Genomic DNA, 23,776 nt, shown 5'->3' with positions numbered 1-23,776 from the left:
CCGCCCTGCGCTTTAAGGCCCTGCCCCCATGGTTTTGCGTTTTCGTCCCGTTGTCACCTCTCGTTTCGCCCTCGGCCTGCTGCTCAGCGGCGGCATTGGTAACAGCCTCGCGGCTGAAATCGAACTGCCGGCGGTGAACGTCCAGGGCCAGGATGAATCCGGCTACCGCAGTGAAACCGCCTCGGTGGGCGCCTTCGATAACGCGCCGCTGCTCGACACTCCCGCTTCGATCACGGTGATCAACGCCGCACTGATCAAGGACCAGCAGGCGCGTCTGCTCAGTGAAGTACTGCGCAACGATGCATCCGTGGGCGACAGCTACGCGCCCATCGGCTACTACGAAAACTTCGTGGTGCGCGGCTTTTCGCTGAACGCGGCGAGCAGCTACAAGATCAACGGGCGCACCATCACGGGCGAGCAGAACGTCGCCCTGGAAAACAAACAACAGGTGGAAGTGCTCAAGGGCCTGGCGGGCCTGCAAAGCGGGATTTCCGAGCCCAGTGGTGTGATCAACTACGTGACCAAGCGCCCGGAAGATGTGCGCTCGGTGACCGTCTCCACCGATGATCGCGGCAGCGGCTACCTCGCCACCGACGTCGGCGGCTGGTTTGGCAGCGAGCAGCAATTCGGCCTGCGCGCCAACGTGGCCCATGAAGACCTCAATTCCTATGTGGAGCACGCCAACGGCCAGCGTGATTTTGTGTCCCTGGCGTTCGACTGGAACATCAGCCCTGACGCGGTGTTGCAGCTGGATGCGGAATACCAGAACAAGCAACAACGTTCAGTGCCGGGCTACCAATTGCTCGGTGGCACTGAAGTACCCCACGATGCTTCGCCGAAAAAACTGCTGGGCCACCAGAGCGGGTCGAAGCAAGTGGGCATTGATTCACTGAACCTCAACGGCAAGTTTGAGTACCGCTTCAGCGATCAGTGGAAAGGAAGCGTCAGCGCGGCACACAGCAAGGTGGTGATTGACGATTACAGCTCGTTTGCCTGGGGCGGCGCGACAACCGGGCTCGGCAATTACTTCACCCCCGAGGGCAACTACGACATCTACGACTTCCGCAGTCCCGACGACACCCGCCGTGACGATGAAGTACAAGCGGCCATGACCGGGCTGTTCAACACTGCCGGCCTGGGCCATGAACTAACGTTCGGCACCAGCGCGTTTCGCCGGGTGGTCGACAAGCGTGAAGCGGTCAACGTCCCTATCGGCAGCGGGAATATCCATGAAGACGCACCGAGCTTCACGCCAACCGACCAACCGTTAAACGACAGCCATCGCAACCTCGACAGCCGCCAATACGGGCTGTTTATCACCGACCGCATCAAATTCAACGAGCAATGGCAAACCGTTTTGGGCGGGCGCGAAGTGCGTCTGGATGAGAAGGCTTACGACGGCACCACGGGTGATCAGACACGCCATACCCAGCAATACGTGTTCCTGCCTCAAGCCTCATTGATCTACAAACCGGTGGAGAACGTTTCGCTCTACACCAGCTACAGCAAGGGCCTGTCCCTGGGTGGTACAGCACCGTGGTTCGCGAACAACAAATTTGAAACACTCGCCCCCACCACCTCACGTCAAATCGAAGCCGGAGTGAAATACGACTGGCGCCGCATGAGTTTCACCGCCGCCGTATTCCAGACCCGTCAGGCCTACCAATACGCCAAACCGGACGGCACTGGTGCCTTCGACTACGTACAACAAGGCGAACAGAAGAACACCGGCCTGGAATTGTCGGCCAACGGCTGGGCCACCGAGCGCCTGCAGATCGCAACCAGCGTGGCGGCGATTCGCGCGCGGGTGAGCGGCAGCGGTACTGCCGACTATGAGGACCACCAAGCGATCAACGTGCCCAAGCTGCGCGCCAGTGTGTATGCCGATTATGCGTTGCCTTGGGTGAACGGCCTGGCGGTGCTGGGCGGCGTGCAATACAGCGCCAAGAAGTACGCCAACCGTAGCGGCAATGTGGAGGTGGGGGATTACGCCGTGGTGAACGTAGGCAGCCGCTACACCACCAAGGTGAGCGGCTATGAAACGGTGTTCCGCCTGAGCGTCGACAATCTGTTCGACAAGCGCTACTGGCGCGACGCGGGCGAGTACATGGGCGATGACTATCTGTTCCAGGGCGCGCCGTTGACGGCGCGCCTGAGTGCTTCGGTCAACTTCTGACGCTTACTTCGGCATCTTGCGGAAACCCACGGCCAGGCGATTCCAGCTGTTGATGGTGGCGATAGCCACGCTCAGGTCGATCTGCTCCTGAGGGCTGAACTCGGCGGCCAGGGCGTTGAAGTCTTCGTCCGGGGCGTGAGTGTGGCTGATCAGGGTCAGGCTTTCGGCCCAGGCCAGTGCGGCGCGTTCACGCGGGGTGAAGAACGGCGTTTCACGCCAGGCGGAGACGGTGTACAGGCGGCGCTCGGTTTCGCCGCCTTTGCGGGCGTCGGCGGTGTGCATGTCGAGGCAGAAGGCGCAGCCGTTGATCTGCGAGACGCGCAGGCGGACCAGCTCCAGCAGGGGCAGCTCGATAGACAGTTTGCCGACGGCGGCTTCCAGGGCGAGCATGGCTTTCATGGCGTCTGGGGAGGCGGTGTAGAAATCGGTACGGGTTTGCATGAGGGTGCTCCAAGGCAGTGGGGATTGGTGGCTAGGTTAGTCATCGGGCCTTGGGGGAGGAATATCCAATTTTGGGGAAGAATGGGTGACCAATTGTTTGGGCGGGGGGTATGGGGGCATATCCGTTATTAGGGTAGCGGCTACCTATGGTTCCGCTCTTACAGCGGCTCACTTTTGATAGAGCGCAAAAGTAAGCAAAACGCTCTTGCCCCAACACTCGGCACCTCGCCTAGGCTCGGTGTGCCCGTAATCCGACAGGGATTTGGGGGGCCGCCGCCACGCGCCATCCATGGCGCGGGGCGGCTAAACCGGCATCCCTGCCGGTTTACCCCCCAAATCCCTGTCAGATTCCGGCCAGCGTGTTTGACGGGGCGCCTAAGATCAAAATCAAGATCAAAAACAAAAGCACAGCGGCCTGACAGCCGGCTTGAGTGGTGTGGAGCAAAGGCAACGGCAAACGCAGTCCACGATGGTCTTCGACGATGACGCGATAAACCAGGATGTACGCCACGCTCTCACATTTTTCGCAGGCACACAGGCTCCTACACGTATCTGCTCTTGATCTAACCACTCAGGTCGGCTACTAGGCCGCCGTGCTCTTGCTTTCGATCTTGATCTTGATCTTGATCTAAGGCGCCCCGTTAAACACGCTGGCCGAACGCAGGCTTGAATCCGTGGGTAACCCGGCAGGACGCCGGGTTAGCCGCGCTGGGCCAAGGATGGCCCATCGCGGCGGCCCACGGATTCAAGCCTGCGTTCGGGCACACCGAGCCTAGGCGAGGTGCCGAGTGTTGGGGCAAGAGCCCTTTGCTTACTTTGGGGCTTTTCCAAAGTGAGCCGCCGTAAGGGCGGAACCTATTTCAGCCATCAACCTAATAACGGATATGTACTCAGTCAAAACCCCGAGCCATATGCTCCCCAATCCTCCCCCTCAACCACCGCTCCGCCGGATCATTGTCATGCACCCCGCTCCACACCATCGACAATTCCGCCGCGTCAATTGCAAACGGCGGATCCTCCGCCGTTAACGACGTCCCCTCGGTCAACGCACACGCCGCATAATCCGGCACCGTCGCAATAATCTGCGTGCCCGCCAACAACGCCCGCAACCCACTGAACTGCGGCACCGCCAACACCACCCGCCGCGCCCGGCCGATCCTCGCCAAATCCAGATCGATATTGCCGCTCAAATCCCCCGAAAACGACACCATCGCATGAGGCCGTTCACAGTAGTCATCCAGGGTCAGCGGCTCAGTCCCCCCATCCCCACGCAAGACCTTGCACGGAATATCCCGCAGTTTCTTGCGCTTGGCATTCGCCGGCAAGTCAGTGGTGTAACTCACCCCCACCGAAATCTCACCACTGGCCAGCAGCGACGACATCAACAGGTAATTGGCCCGGCGCACCACCACGATGATCCCCGGCGCCTCCTCGCGCAGTTGACTGAGCAACGGCGGAAACAGGCCAAACTCGGCGTCGTCCGAGAGACCAATGCGAAACACGGCACAACTGCTGGAAGGGTCGAAATCCTTGGCACGGCTGACCGCGCCGGAGATGGTGTCCATGGCCGGTTGCAACTCCTTGAGTATCGCCACGGCGCGTGGCGTGGGCTCCATGCCCCGCCCGTTACGCAACAGCAACGGGTCGTCGAACAAATCGCGCAGACGCCCCAATGCCGCACTCACTGCCGGTTGGCCCATAAAGAGTTTTTCGGCGACACGGGTCAGGTTCTTCTCGAACATCAGTGCTTCGAAAATCACCAGCAGGTTCATGTCGACGCGGCGCAGGTCGTTGCGGTTCATGGGGCTATCCAAACGGTTGGCAAGCCCACAGATAAGCACGCAAAACCCGACTTGCATTGCATGCCTGTGCTGTCTTTTCCACCCGCGTACCTGGCGAAATTAACAACGATTAACTCGTCAGCCGGACGGTCCGGCAACAAGATTGGTGACGTCTACACTGCATCCATTCACCGGGAACGCTCCCATCGACTGCGGATATTTGTCATGGCCCGACTCGAGCAATATGCCCCTCGTTTGTCCGCCACCGGAGGCCTGTGCCCTCGGCGCGAGCGCATCGCCAAGCAACTGATCCTGGCCAACCTCGGCGAAAGCCTGGCCATTGCCGACCTGGCCCAGGCCTGCGCGTTGTCGCGCAGCCATTTTTCCCGGGCGTTCAAGTGCACCACCGGGTTGTCGCCACAGGAGTGGATCCGTCAACAACGTATCCAGCGCGCCAAGGAACTGATCACCGGCTCGTCCCTGAGCCTGACGCAAATCAGCCTGGAATGCGGTTTTTGCGACCAGGCGCACTTCTGCCATATGTTCACCCGCAGCGAAGGTGTCAACCCGATGACCTGGCGAAATCACCACTCGCGCCACAAGCCTCAAGTGATCGCAGCCTAGTGGTCGGTGCGTACCTGGAATATGCTGGCCGCTCCCCATTTCCCGAGCATGGCCCCCCATGAGCGATCCCGGCGACCAGGCCGTGCATTTCGGCCCCTATCGCATCCACCCGCGCCAACGCCTGGTGCTGGAGGCGGGTCGCCCGTTGCGCTTGGGACGGCGCGCGGTGGATATCCTGCTGATCCTGCTGGAGCAGGCCGGCAATGTGGTGAGCAAGCAGGAATTGATCGCCCGCGTCTGGCCGAAAAGCGTAGTGGAAGACGGCAACCTGCGGGTGCATATGGCGGCGTTGCGCAAGGCCCTGGGCGATGGCCAGGCCGGGCAGCGCTATATCGTGACCGTGGCCCAGCGCGGCTACAGTTTTGTTGCGCCACTGAGCATCGAACCGATGACGCCGCCCACCGAAGGTGCCCCACAACGTCCTTGCCACAACCTGCCGTTGCGCCGTACGCGGATGATCGGCCGCCAGGCCCTGATCGACAGCCTGGTGCAGCAACTGCCGGAACAACGCTTTATCACCCTGACCGGCGCCGGCGGTATCGGCAAGACCACCGTCGCGCTGCGTGTGGCGGAATTGCTGATCGGCCATTACCGCGACGGCATTCGCCTGCTCGACCTGGCGCCGTTGAGCGCGCCATCGATGATCCTGCCCAACCTGGCAGCCCTGCTCGATCTCCCCCACGCCGAACATGAACCCTTGACCACCTTTGCGCGCAACGTGCAGGAGCGCCAACTGCTGCTGGTGATCGACAACTGCGAGCACCTGCTTGACGATATCGCCCTGATCAGCGAAACCCTGCTACGCCATGCGCCCAGGCTGCACATCCTGGCCACCAGCCGGGAGGCATTGCGCGCCGAGGGCGAGTCCGTGCAGCGCCTGGAACCGCTGGCCTGCCCGCCCGTCACCGGCAACCGCGCGCAGGCACTGGGCTACCCCGCCCTGCAATTGTTGATCGAGCGGGCCATGTCCCATCAGGACAGCTTTGAACTGAGCGAAGCCGAGCTGCCGCTGGCAATCGATATCTGCCAGCGCCTGGACGGCATTCCGTTGGCGATCGAGTTGGTGGCGGCGCAGATCGAGCGCTTTGGATTGCCAGGGCTATTGGTGCAGATGGAGGACAATTTCCGCCTGCTGACCCGTGGCCGGCGCAACGCCCTGCCCCGCCATCAAACCCTGCGCGCCACGCTGGACTGGAGCTTTGAGCTGCTGACCGCCTGCGAACAGATCTGCCTGCGGCGCCTGGCGGTATTTCGCGGCGATTTCAGCCTGGCCAGCGCGGCAGCGGTGATTGCCGGGGAAAAGATTGCACCGACCGAAGTGTTGGGCTCCATCACTCAATTGGTCGCCAAATCCCTGCTCAATGTGGAAGCCGGCGATGACGAGATGGTCTATCGCCTGCTGGACATCACCCGCACCTACGCCCTGGAGAAACTCAGCGTCGCCGATGAACTCGACACCACCCGCGAGCGCCACGCCGAACGCTGCCTGGCGCTGATGCACCAGGCCCAGGACGATTGGGAACTGACCGCGACCCAACCCTGGATCGACCGCTACGCGCCCCTGCGCGAAGACATCCGGGCCGCCCTCGACTGGAGCTTGGGTGACCAGGGCGTGCACGTGCTGGGCATGCGCCTCACGGTGAGTGCGATGCCGTTGTGGCAGGAGCTGTCGCTGCTGCGTGACCAGGGTTTGTACGTAGGCAAGGCCCTGGCACGGCTGGGGGAGTCAAGGACACCGAGCCAGCGCTTGAACATGGCGTTGCAGCTGGCGCTGGGCAGTTTTTCCTATCACACCCAGGGCGGCACGCCGCAGACCATCGAAGCCTTCCGTTGCGCCCGGCGCCTGGCGGAAGCCGGCAAGGACCTGGCAGGCCAACTGCGTGCGGTGTCGGGATACATGGCCGTGAACCTGTGCTGCGGCGACTACCGTGAGGCCTTGGCGCAAAGCCTGCACTTCGACCGCCTCGGTCCCGAGGCCGAGCCCCTGTTGGCCCTCAGCGCCCAACGCCTGCGGGTATTAGCGCAACACTTCGCCGGCAACCAGGCACTGGCGCAGCACAATGCTGAGCAGGTGATCCAGCGCATGGCCCACAGCGGTCACCTCAACCGTTTTACCCACGGTTTTGGCGTGCAGTACGACCAGAGCGTCGCCTCGTTGACCATCCTGGCGCGCATCCTGTGGCTGCGGGGTTACCCGGAGCGCGCGTGGCGCACCGCAAGCCAGGCGTTGGCGCTGGCCTTGAACATCAATCATGGCACGTCGATCTGCTATACCCTGGCCCTGGCCGGGGTGGTCATCGCCTACTACAACGGCGACAACAAGGTGGCACGCGAGCAGTTGGACCAACTGTTGCAACAATCGCAAAAGCACTCGGTGCAGCTGTTCCAGACTTGGGCGCGCTGCTACGAAGGCACGTTGCCGATGGCCGATGTGCAGGGGCTGGGCCTGGTCGAGGACATCCTGGTGACGTTCAACGCCATCGAGGTCAGTGACGGGCTATTTGAACGCGCCAGAAATGGCCTCGCAGGTTGGTGTACCCCGGAGATTCTAAGGGTGCGTGCAGACAGCCTGACAGATCGCCGTGCGGCCGAAACGCTGCTGCTGGAAGCCTTGGGCCTGGCACACCAGCAAGGCGCGCTTGCCTGGGAGTTGCGCTGTGCCACCTCACTGGCAAGGCTGTGGCAGGCGCAAGGCCGCGTGCAGCCGGCGCGGGATCTGCTGAGTTCGATTTACGCGCGGTTCACTGAAGGCTTTGCCACCCAGGACCTAGTCCGCGTACGCCGCCTGCTCGACGAGTTGCAGGACAAACGGCCGGCCTGAAAACGGCCCCAGGTAATGCCCATAGCCCTGCTGCAAACGCGCGACCTGCATCGGGTCGCGCAATTGCGTCAGGGCATAGCTGCGCACGCAGTTGAGCAGGCGGTAACGGGCATTGCCAGGGCCCGGTTCGAGGCTCAGCAGCGACGTGCTGACCAAACGGCCCAGCAGATAGGACAGGTCGGCGTGCTCCAGCTCAGTGCCAGCGATTAACTCGCTCAACGTGGGCAACGTCACCGCCATCTTGAACAAACCCAATTGCAGGAACAACCAGCGCTCCGGCAGGCTCAGCCGCTGGTAAGTCCAGTCCAGGGCGGCGCTCAGGGATTGATGACGTTCCACCGCCGTACGCCGGCCCCGGCTCAGTACCTGTACGCCTTTGCACAATTGCTGCTGCAATCCCCGCACACCCAGGGCATCCACTTGAGCGGCCGCCAGCTCCAGGGCCAGGGGAATACCATCCAGGCGCCGGCAGATGTCGCGCAGCGGGGCCAGGTCCTGAGGCCGCAGCACAAAGCCTTGCTGAGCCGCACGTACTCGGGCGACGAACACTTGCACGGCTGGGTTTACCATCGCCTCCTCGACACTGCCCAGCGTTGACGGCGCAGGCACCGCCAGCCGGGGCACGCGCTGCACCCATTCGCCGGGGACTTGCAGGGCTTCACGGCTGCTGACCAGTACACTGACCTGGGGCGCCGCTTCGCGTAGCACGCGCACCAGGTGACGGCAGGCGCCGAGCAGCAAGTCAGCACCGTCCAGCACCAGCAGCAACTGACGGGTCGCCAATTGCCGGCCCAGTTCAGCCGCGCTGGCGCAGGGTTCAAGGTGCAGCGCCAACGCCAGGTGGCGCAACATGCTCATCGGCGCTTCCACCGTGGCCAGGTCGACCCACCACACGCCGTCCCGATAACGCGGCAGCACCCGCTCGGCCAACGCCAGGGCCAGGCTGCTCTTGCCCACGCCGGCACACCCGGTGAGCGTCATCAGGCGTTGGCCGGACAAGCGCCGCACCAGCACACCCAACAGTTCATCGCAGCCCATCACCGGGCTAAGGCGTACGGCGAGGTTGTGCCGGGGTAACGTGGCCGGCACAACGCCGTGCACGGGGGCGGCGAAACAGTAGCCACGCTGCGGATCGTTGAGAATGAAGCGCTGCCCGTCAAGGGCGCGACGCAGTGCAGCGATGTGCACCCGCAGGTTGTTTTCTTCCACCACAGAGTTCGGCCACACGCGCTCGATCAAGGTGGCCTTGCTGATGTACTGCCCAGGCGCTTCGAGCAACACCGTGAGGATATCCAGCGCCCGCCCACCCAAAGGCACCGGCCAGCCTGCCTTGCTGACCAGACGTTGTTGCCGGTGAAAGACATAGGCGCCGAAACGCACCGTGCCTTCAGCCTCAATCGCCTGAGGGTTGTTCATCTGTGTAAAGCGCTGAAACACCCGGCCTTGGGCGTTCGCGCATCCTTTTCCATGGGCTTGCCGCTATCTTGCCAGTTGGCGATGACAGGACAATGCTGGCGCGGGGAGCGATACGGACATTCGGGTGCGCGAGACGGACATTCTGTCGTTAACTGAACTGCTGTCGGTATTGGGTCGGGTTGAGGCCCAGTTTTTCACTGAACAGAAAACGCATGTGCCGCACGCTGCCGAAGCCTGCGTGAAAAGCCACGGTCTTGAGCGGCAGGTCGGTGGTTTCCAGCAATTGCCGGGCACGGTCGATGCGCGCGCCTTGCAGGAATGCCATCGGCGTCATCTGCACATCCTTGGCGAATAGCCGCGCAAAATGCCGCGCGCTCATGCCGGCCAGCTCAGCCATGGACTCGATGGTGAAGGCTTGGTCGAGATGCTCCAGCACATGCTGCTGCACGCGGGTAATCGCGGTTTCCTGGGGCGCCACCGCCGCTGTCATGGGGCTGAACTGGGCCTGGCCGCCCTGACGTTTCATCACCACCAGCAGCACCTTGGCCACTTCGACGGCGACCTGCTTGCCGTGGTCCTGGGCTACCACTGACAGCGCGAGGTCGATACCCGCGGTGACGCCACCCGAGGTGATCAGGCGCCCGTCCTGCAAATAGATACGGTCGGTTTCGACAATCGCCTTGGGGAACGCCTTGATCAGCCGCTCGGTGTAGTGCCAGTGGGTGGTCACGCGATGTCCGTCCAACAGCCCGGCATGCCCGAGTACAAAGGCGCCGGTGCAGATGGAACCAAAGCGCCGTGCCCGTGGCGCCGCGGCCCTGAGCCAGGGCAATAACGCGGGGTGGCATTCGTTGTAGGCACCTGGGCCACCGGGCACCAGCAGCAGGTCGTAGGCATTCTGGGCCTGGTCCAGCAGCAGGTCGGTCTGTACCGCGACGCCATTGGAGGCGCGCAACGGGCCAGGCTCGGTGCCGAGGGTAAGGATCTGATAGTGATCCGCCGCTGGCAGGTAGCGATTGGCAATGGAAAACACTTCGAGCGGCCCGGCCATGTCGAGCAGGAGGAAGTCCGGAAACAGCGCCATGGCCACGGTTTTCATAACAAGAAAGGTCCATCGATAAGGAATGCGGCGGCCATTATTGCACGTTCACCACTGTCAACTTGAATGAGACAGTTATTCAGATTTCAGCTTCTTAATGAATCTCAGGATAACCATTAACCTTCCTCTCAACGCCGGAGCCCTGCATGTTGCAGCCCGCTCCCACTTGAGGATAAGACCATGCTGACCCTTCGCAAAGCTTCCGAACGCGGCGCCGCCAATCACGGTTGGTTGAAGTCGTTCCACACCTTCTCGTTTGCCAACTACTGGAACCCGAAAGAACAGGGTTTTTCCGACCTGCTGGTGATCAACGATGACCGTGTTGCGGCCGGCAAAGGTTTCGGCCAACACCCGCACCGCGACATGGAGATCTTCTCCTATGTGCTGGAAGGCGCGCTGGAACACAAAGACACCCTGGGCACCGGTTCGGTGATCCGTCCCGGCGATGTGCAACTGATGAGCGCCGGCAGCGGCGTGGCCCACAGCGAGTTCAACCACAGCCAGACCCGTGGCGTGCACTTCCTGCAGATCTGGATCGTGCCCAATGAAGCCGGCGCCGAACCGCGTTATCAGCAGGAGCACTTCAGCGAGGCGCAGAAACGTGGGCGCTTGCAGCTGATTATCTCGCCGGACGGCAACGACGGCTCCCTCAGCGTGCGCCAGGACGCACGGGTGTATGCCGGGCTGTTCAATGGCGACGAAGCCGCCACCCTGGACCTGCCACCGGATCGCCACGTGTACATCCATGTGGCCCGTGGCAGCGTTGAAGTCAACGGCCAGCGCTTGCAGGAAGGCGACGGCGCCCGCGTGCGGGATGAACGGCAGATCCGCCTGGGCCACGGTGAGGACGCCGAGGTGCTGGTGTTCGATCTGCGCCCGCAAGAACTGCCGCAGATGCCATGACCAGGCGTGCGATGGCTCGCCGAAACGAGCCATCGCTGGCGTCGATAGTCACCATCAGCCCAATGAAGTTCTCTTAAAAAATGCAATGCGTAACATCAACCCCATACCCGCAACAACCCAACTAAAACACTCGGAGCACACCAACATGAAACGCCAAATCTTGCTTAGCCTCGCTTTCTCGGTACTCGCTGCCAACGCATTTGCTCACCCTGTTGTCGCTGAAGGCGGCTCGGATCGACTGATTGAAAGCCGCGTTGCAGAAGGTGGCTCGGACCGCCTGCAAGGTAACCGCGTTGCCGAAAACGGTTCGGACCGCCTGCTGGAACGTCGTGTTGCCGAAGGTGGCGCTGATCGTCTGCAAGAACGTGGTCTGGCTGAAGGCGGTGCTGATCGTCTGCAAGAGCGTGGCCTGGCCGAAGGCGGTGCTGATCGTCTGCAAGAACGTGGCCTGGCCGAAGGCGGTGCTGATCGTCTGCAAGGCAACAACGTTTAACCCCGCGCTGCTGGCGGGAACCCCAAACCGGCCTGATCAGCCGGTTTTTTTGTGTTCGATCAGTGCCTGGAAGCGATTGTTATCAAATTGGCCTGTGCATCCTCTCTGGCGATATACAGATAGCCCTTGCCCTCTTGCACCTTGGATAACACCTTCATCCCGACCCATCGTTCCAAGTCATTGCGGGCAGTGTTTTCCGAAATATCATAGTCATGGGTAAGCTCCTTGGGCGTGAAGATCCGCCCCGGATGCTGAAGCACTTTCTTCAAAAAATGCCCCTGCCGGTAATTCAGCCCGCCGTTCAATTGCAGTGTCTGCACCCAGGCCGTCAGCTCAACGGCCTCCTGCCGTTTGTTCTCGAAATATTGCATGAACGCTTTGATTGCACGCTCAATCACCCGCAACTGATAGGTCACGAAATAGGTCAAGTCATAGGCGTCGGTTTCCGTATGCACATAGGAACGCCCATATTGCATGGGCGCTTCCTTGAGCAGTGTGCTGATGGAAATGTATTCAAATGGCCAATAGCCGTGTTTGAGCATGAACCAATAAAACAGACAACGTGCCGTCCGCCCGTTTCCGTCCCGGAAGGGATGCTCATAGCCAATCATGAAATGCAGGATGATGGCCTTGACCACAGGATGGATGAAGGGCCTGCCATCCTGACCATCATGCAGGTCATTGGCGAACAGGCAAAGGGCCTCAAGCCTGTCGGGCAGCAGCGAGGCTGGAGGTGGTTGATGGATGATTTCATCCGTTGGGCCGCCCACAAAAATGTCGTCATCCTCACGGATATGACCAGGATGGGCATCCTCCTCATCAACCCCTGCCGTCGCGATGCTCTGGAACTCGCAGATCAACGCAACAGACAGATTTTCGTCCTTGTTGTACTTGGCATGTTTCATCAGTTGATAGTTGTTGAGGATCATCCGCTCATCATCATTCTGAGGTGCGCGCTCCTTGGCCAACATGTCCTTGGCGATCTTGCGGGTCGTCGACGCCCCTTCCAACTGCGCACTGGAAATGGCTTCTTCCATCATCAACGCGTCAACCAGGTACTTCGCGTTGTCCCGGTAGTGGGGAGAAGACGCCGCGGCGCCCCCCAGCCTGGAGGTCACCTGTTCGATAGCGTGAATCACCGCTTCGCAAAACTCGGTGGTGCACAGGAAAAACGGGCTGCCGCACGCACTGCGAAGCTCAAGAGACTTGCTGCCACAGGCCCGGGACAGCTTGATTGCCGCCCATGCTGCCTCCTTTTGTACGCCTGGCGAGGGATACCGACGAAACTCATCCCAATGCAGGTAGCGGCCTTTGTCATCGACCGCCTTGAAAGTGCGGGCGAGCTCAAATACCTGCATGCCGTACTGGTTCAACAGGACATTGAAATCGGTCGGCTTGTGGACTTTCGCCATGGTTGAAACTCAATTTCTGAAAATTGAGTTGATCGTTACGCGAGCGCTTCGCAGTGTCAAGGCTCATGCCGTAAGGAAATCCGCCAACCCCGCCCCCACCGCCTCGAATACCACTGCCACCCTTGGCACCCGGCGCATGTCCTGGTGCATGGCCACCCACACATCCACGTCGAACCCCACCTGCTGCGGCAGCACCCGTACCAGGCCATACCGCTGGGCCAGTTGACTGGAACATACGCCAATGCCCAAGCCAGCACGCAAGGCGGCCAGTTGCGCCAGGTGGTCATCGGTACGAATCTGCGTGCGCTCACTGGCGCAGTCGAAACCCTGCTGCTGGAGCAATTCGATTTCTGCCAGATTGCGGTCTGGCCCGATCAACGGGAAATCCTTCAATTGCACGATCGAGTCCGGCACTCCCTGCTCTGCCAGCAACTCGGGCGTGGCATAGAGCCCGACGTGCAAGTCACCGACTTTGCGGGTGACCACGCTGGACTCGTTGGGCCGCCGTATGCGTACCGCGACGTCGGCCTCTTGCAGGGCCAATGCCTGCAGGCGGTTGGACACGCTCAACTCCATGGCCAATTGCGGATGGCTGCGGCGCAGGGTACGCAACAGTGGCGGTAGAACCTCAACGCCGAGTAACTGCCCGCTGGTAAGCCGCACCGTACCAGCGGCCACCGCGCTGTCCGCCGAGGCCGCGCGGTTGAAGGCATTGGCGGCAACGGCCATGGCTTCCACGTGGCCGATCAGTTCGCGAGCCATGTCCGTGGGGAGCAAGCCTTGGGGCGAACGAATAAACAGGCTGACGCCCACACTCTGTTCCAGCGCCTCGATGCGCCGTCGCGCGGTGGCCTGGGCGATGCCGAGCAAGCGTGCCGCGCCCGACAGGCTGCCGGTGCGTAACACGGCGAGGAAGGCGCGTTGGGTTTCCCATTGAAGTTGAGGGGCGTTCATACATTTCCTGTGAGCCGGTGGGCCATTTTGGCGAATGTTCTTTGGGTTGCCATTGGGGCAAGCTGGCGAGCATACCCGATGGGCCTTGCGCCCACGCTCACAGGAAAGGACTGGAAGTCGATGATATTCACTGGCCAATGCCGCTGCGCCGCTGTCACCTATCAGTTAGAGCTGCCGACGCTACCTGCCATCTATGCCTGTCACTGCCGCCATTGCCAGACCTGGAGCGGCAGCGCATTCGCTCTGCACGCACTGCTGCCGGCGGACGCCTTGACCGTCGAGGGGCCGCTGACCGAATACGCCTACGACATGCACGGCCAACACTCGACTCACCAGTTGTGCGCGCGGTGCCATACGCGTATCAGCAGCACCACCAGCGCCGCGCCGGGCCTGCGGGTTTTGCGGGTCGGCACGTTACACAACAGTCCCGCGCTGGCACCGGTCGCGCATATCTGGGTCAGCCGTAAACAGCCATGGCTGCTGTTACCGGACGGCGTGCCATGCTGGCCGCAGAGCCCGACACCCGAGGCATTCGCCTTGGCGCTACAGGATTAACTTGCCCCACGCCTCGGATACTCTCAACTGCCACGACGTGTCGTTCCCCCATTGACGATGCAAGGGTTTTCCCGATTCCGCCAAAAAAACGTTTGGGCTAAAATACTTATCGCGCATTAAAAATTTGCACTAGCATATGTGTACGCCCGTGCAAACATCCCCGCAATAACCGCACAACACCCTTTTCCTTTCTGAAAAAGAAACTGACGAATGTTAAAATTTGTCACGTTTTACCGTATTCAATTCGATTAGTATCTAAACGCTAGCAGCGATTGAACTGACGGCCTTGCATGCTGGAAAAGGGAGTAGGTGATGCAGTTTTCTAATGTCCTCGCTATTGCACGGACTCAATCTAAATCGGAGGACTTTCGGGAGCTGATAGTTCGCACTGTAGCGGATGATTTGAAAGTCGATACACGTTACTACGAACAACTAATTGACACCCAGGAAAGTCACGCAGACTACCGTGCGATCATTATAGAAATCGATACACCCTCGGCCAGCAGCCAAACCCTGGACATCATAAAAAACACCCGAGCCAACAACCCTGGCTGCACCATATTTGTCGTTATCACTTTTGCCTCTACCTTGAGCAAGACCAAATACTATTTAGCCGGTGCGGATTACTGCATCAAAGTGGCAGAGACCTCCCCTGAAAAAAAGTTGAGCCTGTTTGATGAGTTCCTCAGTGCGAACGCACGACTGAACCGCTGCGGCCTGGTGCTCGATCAGGATCGCATGTGCATTTATGGTGACGGTAAGAAACTTGAAATATCCTTCGTCGAAATGAAAGTATTGGAAGCGCTGATCCAACGCCGACTGCTCAGTCACACTGAGATCGCCGCCGTCATGGGCCTTAACACTAAGTATTATGACTCTCGAGCGTTGGAGAAATCCATCAGCCGACTGCGCAGCAAGATCAAGGCACACTACGGTGACAATATTATTCAGAATATCCGCGGTTACGGATACAAACTAAGCCGCGGCCTTATTTGCGCCAGCTACTTTCAACCCGCCAAGGAGAGATCGAATCGTGAATAACGAGAAACTGTCCTCTACGCCCAGAGGCGAATTCAACCTTGTCAGGCAGGTCATCGTTGATCGCAACCATTTACTCTGGGGCAATGAAATCAGCCTGACCTGCAAGGATGTTTACGAAAACCATCCACGCGCCTACAACGCGGCGCTACAGCGTATCGGCACACGCCGTAAAACCTCCCACCCGGCAGCAGGCCAGCAGTTTCTGCGGATCAATCAAGCAGCGTTGATGAACGAGAACGTTCACAAAAGCATTATCCAGACTGCCCAGTCACTGGAAAAGCACCGACAGACGTTCACCCTCTCCATCGACAACTCGCTGGATGCCCTTCCGGGCCCGGTTGAACGCCGGGCGATGGTGCGCCAGTTATATAAACTGAAAGACCAGTGCAGTATCACGCTTGCCTACAATAACTACAGGCTCGATACAAAACAGGTCGATCTGCTGATCGACCTCAAGCTCTATGACTACATTAAAATGCCGTTCCCGGATTCCGCCCTGCGCCTGAGCCTCAACACCCGATCCGATCTGTTTGATCGGCTCTACGACCGCATGCTAGAGCTGATCAATGCCAGCCAGGTGTCTTTCATTGCCGACACTGTCGAGTTTGCCGACAGCGCCCTGCTGGCTAAAAACCTGCCATTCGAATATTTTCAGGGCGGTTATTACTCCCCTGCTGACTGCTTATAACAACTGCACCTTCCTGATATCGGTGGACACTATGAGCTCCCTCAAGAAATACGCCTTTACACCAACACTTCCGGCCATCGCACTGCAAGACTTCACACCCAACGCAGAGTTGTTCCATTACGATCTGAACGCACCCGCGACAACAGCCGTTGCCGATAACAACCTGGTATTCACTCATCGACAAGCCCACCCCAGCGAAAATCGGCTGGTGAATACCTATGTCATTACCCATACACTCACCTTACCCTCACAACCTTTTAACGCCGTGCGACAAGAATCCAGAATGCCCATGCCCAAGGATGATGACAGCGCACCGAAAAACCATACGTTTCATCCGGAGACAGCATCTGATCGAACTCAACTGTATCCTCAGGACTTCTGGCTGCTGACTCAGCATGACCGAACCTTGGTCAAGGGTGGCCTGCGTATTTCACTGACCACCATTGAGTCCGCGCTGATTAAGAAGATGCTGCACCATGAAGAGCGCGTGGTCAGCAAAGAAGAGTTGATCCGTAATATCGGACGCGAGCCCGATTTATATCGCGGACTGGAAATGTGCCTGAGCCGACTGCAGGAAAAGTTCAAACGAGCGAATGACGGCGAACGCCTGTTCCGCGCAGTAAGAAACCGTGGTTATTGCCTTACACAGAAAATAAAAAAACCTCTTGAATTGACCCAGACACGCCGATAAAAACAAGCCACCTGACACTTTTTGTTCACCCTGCCTATTACCACACGCTGATACCTGCCCTTTTATAACATCCCGCCGACACGATGGAACTGAACTTGTTATAAGTCGTCAGCCACTGTTTCCTGCCGTTCATTACTATCCACGGGTACGCGACTGCGCGTGCCTGTCGTTTGCGTGCGGTATTGCACCGCGTGATTAAACCCTGCCACCACGCGCGTGGTCACCAACGGGAGCAGAACTATGCTGAATAATACTAGAATGCATCGCAACCTGACCCCCAAGGGTTTGACGTTCTGGGGCCAGTGGATGCTCGCATCGGGCTTGGTCGTTACAGTACTGTTTATGCTGGCAGTGTTTAAAACCGGTCAACTTGAGTACAACTATCGGGTCTTGGCGGCTTTTACCATACTGGCATCGCTTCCTGCTTATAGCTTATGTGATGTCTACAGTAAAAAAGATGACTATGGGGTCGGCCTGGGTCGCCTGTTCATGGGCTGGCTACTGACCGTAGGCATTGTGTCGCTGGTGGGCATCGCCTGCAATGCCAGTTCATTGTTTCCCCTCGAAATTCTACTGTTATGGGCAGCGGTAAGTTACCCCTTGTTGGCCGTGTGTTATATCCCGCTGCACAGTCTGTCCCGGTATTACCATCGTCAACTTCACCAGCGGCACAAGTCCTTGATCGTGGGCACCGGCAAACTGGCGGTCGACTTGGCTAAAACCCTGTCTCGCCAGAAGCGCTCCCCCCTGGTGGGATTGGTCGGCAGTCACGCCGATGCCGCCCAAGGTGCACACCCACAGATACTCGGCGAACTGCCGCAATTACCCCAACTGATCCGCCAGCACGGCATTCGCCGCCTCTACATCACTCACGCCTTGCAGGACGCCACACAGATCGAGGCGCTGTATCTCAACTTGCTGGAGATCAGTGTCGACGTAATCTGGGTGCCCGACCTCAACAACATGCTCCTGCTCAATCATTGCGTGGCCGAAGTGGATGGGCTGCCAGCGATCTTCCTCAATGAAAGCCCGCTGACCAGCCGCCCCACCGCCGCCCTGAGCAAATCGTTGCTGGACAAGAGTCTGGCGTTGCTGGCGATCCTGGTGTTAAGCCCGTTGTTGTTGATATTCGCGCTGTTGATCAAGCTCACCTCCCCCGGCCCGGTGATTTTCAAACAGGACCGCCATGGCTGGAATGGCGAAGTGATCAAGGTTTGGAAGTTCCGCTCGATGCGCGTGCATGACGATCACGAAGTACGCCAGGCCAGCCGCAACGACTCACGCATCACACCGGTCGGGCGCTTCATCCGCCGGACCTCCATCGATGAATTGCCGCAGTTGTTCAACGTGCTGCAGGGTCATATGGCCCTGGTCGGTCCACGTCCCCATGCCATTGCACACAACGACTACTACTCGGGGAAGATTCACGCCTACATGGCGCGCCATCGCATCAAGCCCGGTATCACGGGCCTGGCGCAGATCAACGGCTGCCGGGGTGAGACCGAAACCCTGGAAAAAATGCAGCAGCGGGTGGACATCGACCTGCGCTACATCAACACCTGGTCGCTGTGGCTGGATATCAAGATCCTGCTGAAGACGCCGTTCACGTTGCTGTCCAAAGATATCTACTGACATCAAAAGGGGGACCTCAAGTCCCCCTTCCCGCCTCACTCCGTGATCTTGTCGATGTTCTTGTAGAACAACGTACTGTCCCGCCCATCCGTCATCGAATGCAGTGAATACGCACGGTTCAGGCGTGCCCCGCCATCGCGGGTCAGCGGTGCCCACACCAGGTTGGCGCGGCGCAGGGTCGACAGGCTCATCAGCTCATCAAAGGGTATCGACAGGTAGAGGCCTTTGTCGAAACTGCCTTCACCAAACGCTTCTTTAGACACGTTGGTACGGGTGATCCACGCGCCGATACGCACGCCATTGTCGAACTGCCGCGACACGTCCAACGTTGCGCCCCAATCCCTGGCCAGGTAGCGCCCCACGCTCAATGCGCCTTGCAGGTTGAACGGCAAGTCGGTGTAGCCGGTAATGTGCCCGGTGACTGTGCGGTAATCGCGCAGGCTGAAGTCCTGCTCGAAACCGCGCTGGCGCACATAGTTCAGGTCCGCACCCAGCGCCCAACCCTGGCCCATCGGCCGGTACAACACTTCACTGCCGACACCGGCATACATCGACTCCAGCAAACCGCCGTAGACCATGCCATACAGGTCCTGGTCCAGGCGCTGCGCATGGTTGAGCTGGAAGGTCGGCAAGGTAACGTCGGCGCTGGTCATATAGCGGCGCAGATCGGTCCGCACCCGTGGCAAGCCAGTCGGCGCGTCGTAGGTGAAACCGTCGTAGTTATTCAACAGGTTGACGCTCAGCAAGCCGCTCCACCAGGTGTTGCGGGTGAAGCGGTACTCGGCGTCGAGATCGGCGGAAATCTGGTAGAGCAAGCCATCCGGCCCGCCGACGTTCTGCTTGTAGCCAAGCCCCACCCCATAGCTGAACGCCTTGGGTGGCTGGCTATAGAGCACGGTCTGCGTGCGCTCGCTGGCGCGATTGACCTCGACCTGGCGGTGCAGGTCCTTTATGTCTTCGCGGTTGTTGACCACCTCGCGAAACGTCGCGCGGGGCACGCTGGTTTCCTCGATCGGCATGGCATACCGCTCGCTGACCAGGGTGAACCAATCGATCTGGTCATTCACGCTGTTATCCAAAATGCGACTGGCCCGCCCTACCGCTTTGGCGCTGTAGAAATAGCGCTGCTGCTCGCCATACACCACCAACTCCGGCCCGCGTTGCGCAATACGCTGCACGGTGTAGCCGGCGTTGTCATGCAGGCGCTGGGACACTGCCGCCCAGTCCACCTGATCCGGCGGTGTGCCTGGCGTCTGCGCTGGCAATTTGGGGGCCGGCGGATCGTAGGTTTTCAACGGTGCCTTGCGGCTGACAAAGTTGGTGTGCAGGGTGATGCCGAACATCGCGGTGTTGCCCCGTTCCCAGGCCGCACTCAAGTCGATGGCATCGGCTAGCTTGTAGACCACCCCGACGTTGACCGGCGACTCCTGGCGAAAGCTGTTGCTTCGTGGCTCATGCTTGTAGTCGTTGCCTTCCACTTCCAGCTTGACGCTCAGCGGCGCCCAGGGTGTCTGGTAGGCGATGCCGCCAAACAGCGCGGGACGCCCGCGAAAATAGCCATTGGAGAAACTGCCGGAGCCCTCGGCGGTAGGGCGTTCGTTGAAGCGATCATCCAGCGCACCCAGCGGGTTGCCGAAGTCACCACGACTGCCCAGGTAGCCCCAGGCGATACCGGCGCTGAAATCCACGTCGCCATAGCGCTTGTTGGCCACCAGGTACTCGCTGGAAAACAACCCGGTGCCGCCCAGGTCCATGAACCCCAGTGCGACCTCCGGCAGCCATTGGCTTTCCTGATACAGGCGCACTTTGGCGTCTACGGCCTTGTCCTTGTAGCTCTGGCCGCCGCTGAACGACTCGGCGCCATAAGGACGGTTGGTAATCGCGGTGTAGCGAAAGGTGCCTTCCAGCCAATCCAGCGGCTGCGCCGAAACACTGTAGCGGCTGTAGGGCTCGGTGCGGTTGGCGTTGATGCTGAGTTCGCCGGCGGGCGCCATGCGTGCGGTGGGGGTTTGCAGCAGTCCCACACCGCCGAAGTCGCTTTGGGTGTAACGGGGATCGCCATGCACGACGCCACAGGGCACCAGCAGCACGGCCGCAATACATAATTTCAAGGCGTGACCTCGGCCAGGGGTTGGGTGGCGAGAAACTCGGCCAATTGCTGATTCAATTCGGGGGTGGGCGGGTCCAGGTCATCGCTGCGAATCGGCACCAGCAAGGTGCTGCCGGGCGCAGGCGGCTCGCCGTCTTCGCGGTTCCAGGGCGCAATACCCAGGCGCATGACCTGCCCGTCGGGCTGGACCAGCCACAGGTAATCGGTATCTGCTTCTTTCAACGAGGGGCACGCGGCCAGGTAGTCGCGCGCCTGACGCAACGGCACAAACGGCACCGTGCACCCAGCGGCAACCGCGCCGAGTACCCGTACGCTGTCGGGCCTCGACGGGTACATCAGGCGGTCGCCATCGCTGACCGGCAGGTTCGGTGCAAACCCCACCTCCACGGCCACCGGGTCCAGCATGGCGACCTGGCGACCCGTCACCGGCAAGGCCTGCACCTGCCGATAAAGCTCGGCCGCCGCATGGGCGCGCCCCTCAAGCCCGGCGGCCAATGCGGCGTGCTGCAAGGTTTGCAAGTCAAACAGCACACCGGCCTTGAGCTGCACCTGGCGTTGCAGCAAAGGCTGACGCAACCAGGCCGCACCGAGCCAATAGCCCTGGGCGTCCGGTTGCGCAGCGGTGATCACGTCCAACAACCGCGCCTCGGCTTGCAGCGCGACAGGGCCTGGGTTGCGCACCTGGCCACTCACCGTCATGGCGGCGTGACTCGTACCGGCGCAACTCCACAACAACACCAGCGCCGTGACTGTTCGACGCTTCATTGGGCATCCTTACGCGTGGGCTGCAACTGAGTAATGAACAACGTCAGGCGCGGTGTGAGGTGCTGTTCGCTCTGCACGATGAAGCCGTCGCCGGGATTCACCCAATACCGGTTGCGCGCCTGAAACCCAGGCGCCTCGACGTCTTCGTCTACCCGCAACAAGGTGTAGGGTTTGTCGAGGATTTCGATGGTTTCGAAACCCTTGCGGGTCATGCGGCTGGTGAGCGTGACGCCCATGCGATAGCCGTCCACGACGTCGATCTGCCGCGTACTGCGATAGCCCTCCGGCACGCGGTGCAGGCCAAGCTCGAACGGCGATTGCCCCTGCCAGCGCGTGCCATCCAGGTCGACGCCGAGGCCGACCGTACGGACCACCAGGCCGTCACGCAGCAGCAGCACCTGCTTGCCGGAAGCGACCCAGAACTGCAGGTCGCCACGTTGGCGGATCAGCGCCATCACCCCTTCGCTGGACAGCGTGGTGACCTTGATCTGCGGGTACGGCACAGCATCCACTTGGGCCTGGGTCAACGTCAGCGGCGCGGGGCCGCTCACGGCCGCCTTGAAGGTATCGAGTGAGGCTGTCATCAGCGGATTGCAGCCGGCCAGCAGCCACGCCAATCCCATGCACGTCGCGAGTTTCAGAGTGTTCACGCAGGTTCCACCCTATCGGTTGCTGGCTTCGCTCAGATTGTTCTGAGTGGACGCACCGATACCGACGATCGTGGCGGAAGGAATCAATTGGCTGATGAAGCGGTTCCAACGCGTGATATTGGCTGGGCCGACAAACACCACATCCTGGGGCTGCACCTCAAAGCGCGTGGCCAGCGCCATGGCCGAAGGTGAGGCCGCTTCCAGCTGGAACACCTTGGCCGGCTCGGCAGCACTGTTCTGCGCGCCACGAATCACGTAGACGGCGTCGGCGTTGGAGGTGTTCTGGTTCACCCCGCCGACCGAGCCCAGCACGTCGGAAAGGTTCATGCTGCGGGTCTTGAAGCTCAGCGCGCGCGGTTGCATGACCTCACCCATCACATAGATGCGCTTGCGGTCGTTGTAGGCCAGGTACAGTTGGTCGCCATCCTTGAGGTAGATGTCGTTCACCCGCGACTGCGCGAGGTTGAGCGTGTCGAGGTCGAGGGTGTAGCGCTTGCCGCCGCGAGTGAGCGTGAGGTTCGACAAGTCGGCATTGAGCGGGTCGATCCCTGCGGCGCCCATGGCCTCCATCACATTCAGGGGGATGGTGGTGATCGGCACCGGCCCGGCCTTGGCCACCGCGCCGGTGATCACCACACGCTGGCTGGCAAACCGCAGCACACTCACATCCACCTGGGGGCTGTCGATGTATTGGCGCAGCTTGTCGGTGATCTCGCTGCGCAGCGCTTCGATAGAGCGCCCCTTGGCGACCAATTCACCGACGTAGGGGTAAAACAGGTTGCCGTCGGGGCTGACCAAGCGGCCGTTGGCGTCGATCTGTTGTTGCGGGCCTGAGGGTGCCGTCAGTTCGGGGTGATCCCACACGGTGATATACAACGCGTCATTAGCGCCGATCAAATAGGGCCCCGGCTTATAACTCAATAGTTCGGCCGGGATGGAATAAGGCACTTGGGTTGCCGCCTCCATCGCCAGCAACTTTGGCGTGATTGGAATCAAATCCACCCGACTGTTCTCAGCACTGCCGCGCTCGGTCAATGCCGCCGTGTCCATATATTGGCCCGGGGCAAACATGCAGCCTTGCAACAATGCGGCGGCCAGGGCCGCCACAGAAAAAATACGCATCATGGTGCTAGGACACTCGTGATAAACGACAAGAAAAAAAGACCACTTGGGCGGGGAATCCAAGCAGTCGAAAAGCGCAAGGTTTACAACTTAGTTACCGGTCCCCGTGGTGCCGGTCGTGCCCGTGGTGCCCGTGGTGGTGCCCCCGTTGGAGCTGCCGCCGCTGTTGGAAGCCGCGACAACACCAGCAACGATGGCGCTGCCGACCAGCAGGGTTTCCCCTACCGTCACCGACCCCACCACAGCGGTGTCGAGCCCCAACGGCGCCTCGGCCGCCAGTGCAGAACCACTCATGACACTCAGCCCAATAATAGCCAGTGCTGTTTTCATACCAGACTCCTTATCGTCAGTGAGTAGTCATTCCGATAGTGCCACCCAACTAAACAACGCACCAGACAGATA

Annotated in this window: 21 protein-coding genes; 10 read left to right on the top strand and 11 right to left on the bottom strand. The window is 60.2% G+C overall.

From position 1 onward, the window contains the following. Window positions 1–28: 28 nt before the first annotated feature. Window positions 29–2,176, top strand: coding sequence for a TonB-dependent siderophore receptor (locus tag OZ428_RS14360; protein WP_269133830.1), 2,148 nt, complete (start codon window positions 29–31; stop codon window positions 2,174–2,176). 3 nt (window positions 2,177–2,179) lie between these two features. Here the strand turns inward: OZ428_RS14360 and OZ428_RS14355 are convergent, their stop codons facing one another. Together OZ428_RS14355 and OZ428_RS14350 are read right to left on the bottom strand one after the other, a co-directional pair. Next, the gene (locus OZ428_RS14355) at window positions 2,180–2,617 is read right to left on the bottom strand and encodes a carboxymuconolactone decarboxylase family protein (protein WP_033898184.1); all 438 of its coding nucleotides are present in this window, start codon (window positions 2,615–2,617) and stop codon (window positions 2,180–2,182) included. Window positions 2,618–3,507: 890 nt separating this feature from the next. Beyond that, window positions 3,508–4,419 (bottom strand): LysR family transcriptional regulator, encoded by a 912-nt coding sequence (locus tag OZ428_RS14350; RefSeq protein WP_269133829.1) that lies wholly within the window; start codon window positions 4,417–4,419, stop codon window positions 3,508–3,510. 204 nt (window positions 4,420–4,623) lie between these two features. On the opposite strand from OZ428_RS14350, the gene OZ428_RS14345 reads away from it, so the two are divergent. Further along, complete coding sequence (locus tag OZ428_RS14345; RefSeq protein ID WP_016977268.1) at window positions 4,624–5,022, top strand: helix-turn-helix domain-containing protein; 399 nt, start codon at window positions 4,624–4,626, stop codon at window positions 5,020–5,022. A 58-nt stretch (window positions 5,023–5,080) separates the two neighbouring features. Next, window positions 5,081–7,843 (top strand): ATP-binding protein, encoded by a 2,763-nt coding sequence (locus tag OZ428_RS14340; protein ID WP_269133828.1) that lies wholly within the window; start codon window positions 5,081–5,083, stop codon window positions 7,841–7,843. On the opposite strand, the gene OZ428_RS14335 is transcribed toward OZ428_RS14340, so the two are convergent. Next, complete coding sequence (locus tag OZ428_RS14335) at window positions 7,790–9,259, bottom strand: winged helix-turn-helix domain-containing protein (protein ID WP_269133827.1); 1,470 nt, start codon at window positions 9,257–9,259, stop codon at window positions 7,790–7,792. The genes OZ428_RS14340 and OZ428_RS14335 overlap by 54 nt on opposite strands. A 148-nt stretch (window positions 9,260–9,407) precedes the next feature. Continuing rightward, window positions 9,408–10,358 carry a GlxA family transcriptional regulator gene (locus OZ428_RS14330; protein ID WP_269133826.1) on the bottom strand — a complete coding sequence of 317 codons (951 nt, stop codon included), beginning with the start codon at window positions 10,356–10,358 and terminating at the stop codon, window positions 9,408–9,410. A 180-nt stretch (window positions 10,359–10,538) separates the two neighbouring features. Between OZ428_RS14330 and OZ428_RS14325 the strand changes: the two genes are divergently transcribed. Next, a complete protein-coding gene (locus tag OZ428_RS14325) occupies window positions 10,539–11,261 on the top strand; it encodes a pirin family protein (RefSeq protein WP_269133825.1) in 723 nt (240 codons plus the stop codon). Between the two features lie 145 nt (window positions 11,262–11,406). Further along, window positions 11,407–11,754, top strand: a complete 348-nt coding sequence (locus tag OZ428_RS14320) for a hypothetical protein (RefSeq protein WP_095015705.1) — start codon at window positions 11,407–11,409, stop codon at window positions 11,752–11,754. Window positions 11,755–11,813: 59 nt separating this feature from the next. Here the strand turns inward: OZ428_RS14320 and OZ428_RS14315 are convergent, their stop codons facing one another. Beyond that, window positions 11,814–13,166, bottom strand: a complete 1,353-nt coding sequence (locus tag OZ428_RS14315) for a Fic family protein (protein ID WP_269133824.1) — start codon at window positions 13,164–13,166, stop codon at window positions 11,814–11,816. Between the two features lie 63 nt (window positions 13,167–13,229). Then, window positions 13,230–14,120 carry a LysR family transcriptional regulator gene (locus OZ428_RS14310; protein ID WP_269133822.1) on the bottom strand — a complete coding sequence of 297 codons (891 nt, stop codon included), beginning with the start codon at window positions 14,118–14,120 and terminating at the stop codon, window positions 13,230–13,232. 120 nt (window positions 14,121–14,240) lie between these two features. Here OZ428_RS14310 and OZ428_RS14305 point away from each other — a divergent pair, with 120 nt between their 5' ends. From OZ428_RS14305 to OZ428_RS14285, 5 genes are all read left to right on the top strand, one after another. Next, the gene (locus tag OZ428_RS14305) at window positions 14,241–14,675 is read left to right on the top strand and encodes a GFA family protein (protein ID WP_269133821.1); all 435 of its coding nucleotides are present in this window, start codon (window positions 14,241–14,243) and stop codon (window positions 14,673–14,675) included. A gap of 312 nt (window positions 14,676–14,987) precedes the next feature. Continuing rightward, window positions 14,988–15,716, top strand: coding sequence for a winged helix-turn-helix domain-containing protein (locus tag OZ428_RS14300; RefSeq protein ID WP_033897198.1), 729 nt, complete (start codon window positions 14,988–14,990; stop codon window positions 15,714–15,716). Beyond that, on the top strand, window positions 15,709–16,404 hold the full coding sequence (locus OZ428_RS14295) for a hypothetical protein (protein WP_269133820.1): 696 nt from the start codon (window positions 15,709–15,711) through the stop codon (window positions 16,402–16,404). Before OZ428_RS14300 ends, OZ428_RS14295 begins: the two co-directional genes overlap by 8 nt. Window positions 16,405–16,435: 31 nt before the next feature. After that, window positions 16,436–17,095 (top strand): winged helix-turn-helix domain-containing protein, encoded by a 660-nt coding sequence (locus tag OZ428_RS14290; RefSeq protein ID WP_269133819.1) that lies wholly within the window; start codon window positions 16,436–16,438, stop codon window positions 17,093–17,095. A gap of 240 nt (window positions 17,096–17,335) precedes the next feature. Continuing rightward, on the top strand, window positions 17,336–18,727 hold the full coding sequence (locus tag OZ428_RS14285) for an undecaprenyl-phosphate glucose phosphotransferase (protein WP_269133818.1): 1,392 nt from the start codon (window positions 17,336–17,338) through the stop codon (window positions 18,725–18,727). A gap of 35 nt (window positions 18,728–18,762) precedes the next feature. Here the strand turns inward: OZ428_RS14285 and OZ428_RS14280 are convergent, their stop codons facing one another. The 5 genes from OZ428_RS14280 to OZ428_RS14260 form a co-directional block, all read right to left on the bottom strand. Further along, a complete protein-coding gene (locus OZ428_RS14280; RefSeq protein WP_269133817.1) occupies window positions 18,763–20,838 on the bottom strand; it encodes a YjbH domain-containing protein in 2,076 nt (691 codons plus the stop codon). Beyond that, the gene (locus OZ428_RS14275; protein ID WP_269133816.1) at window positions 20,835–21,602 is read right to left on the bottom strand and encodes a capsule biosynthesis GfcC family protein; all 768 of its coding nucleotides are present in this window, start codon (window positions 21,600–21,602) and stop codon (window positions 20,835–20,837) included. The genes OZ428_RS14280 and OZ428_RS14275 overlap by 4 nt, the downstream gene beginning before the upstream one ends. Then, the gene (locus OZ428_RS14270; protein ID WP_270049165.1) at window positions 21,599–22,252 is read right to left on the bottom strand and encodes a YjbF family lipoprotein; all 654 of its coding nucleotides are present in this window, start codon (window positions 22,250–22,252) and stop codon (window positions 21,599–21,601) included. The genes OZ428_RS14275 and OZ428_RS14270 overlap by 4 nt, the downstream gene beginning before the upstream one ends. Before the next feature lie 12 nt (window positions 22,253–22,264). Continuing rightward, window positions 22,265–23,377, bottom strand: a complete 1,113-nt coding sequence (locus tag OZ428_RS14265) for a polysaccharide biosynthesis/export family protein (protein WP_033897192.1) — start codon at window positions 23,375–23,377, stop codon at window positions 22,265–22,267. Window positions 23,378–23,464: 87 nt separating this feature from the next. After that, on the bottom strand, window positions 23,465–23,704 hold the full coding sequence (locus tag OZ428_RS14260; RefSeq protein WP_269133815.1) for a hypothetical protein: 240 nt from the start codon (window positions 23,702–23,704) through the stop codon (window positions 23,465–23,467). Window positions 23,705–23,776: the final 72 nt, after the last annotated feature.

Origin of the sequence: Pseudomonas sp. GXZC (assembly GCF_026967615.1) — a bacterium.
Lineage (GTDB): Bacteria > Pseudomonadota > Gammaproteobacteria > Pseudomonadales > Pseudomonadaceae > Aquipseudomonas > Aquipseudomonas azotoformans_A.
The sequence above is the reverse complement of the archived record's forward strand: the minus strand, read 5'-3'. Positions and strand labels throughout refer to the sequence as shown.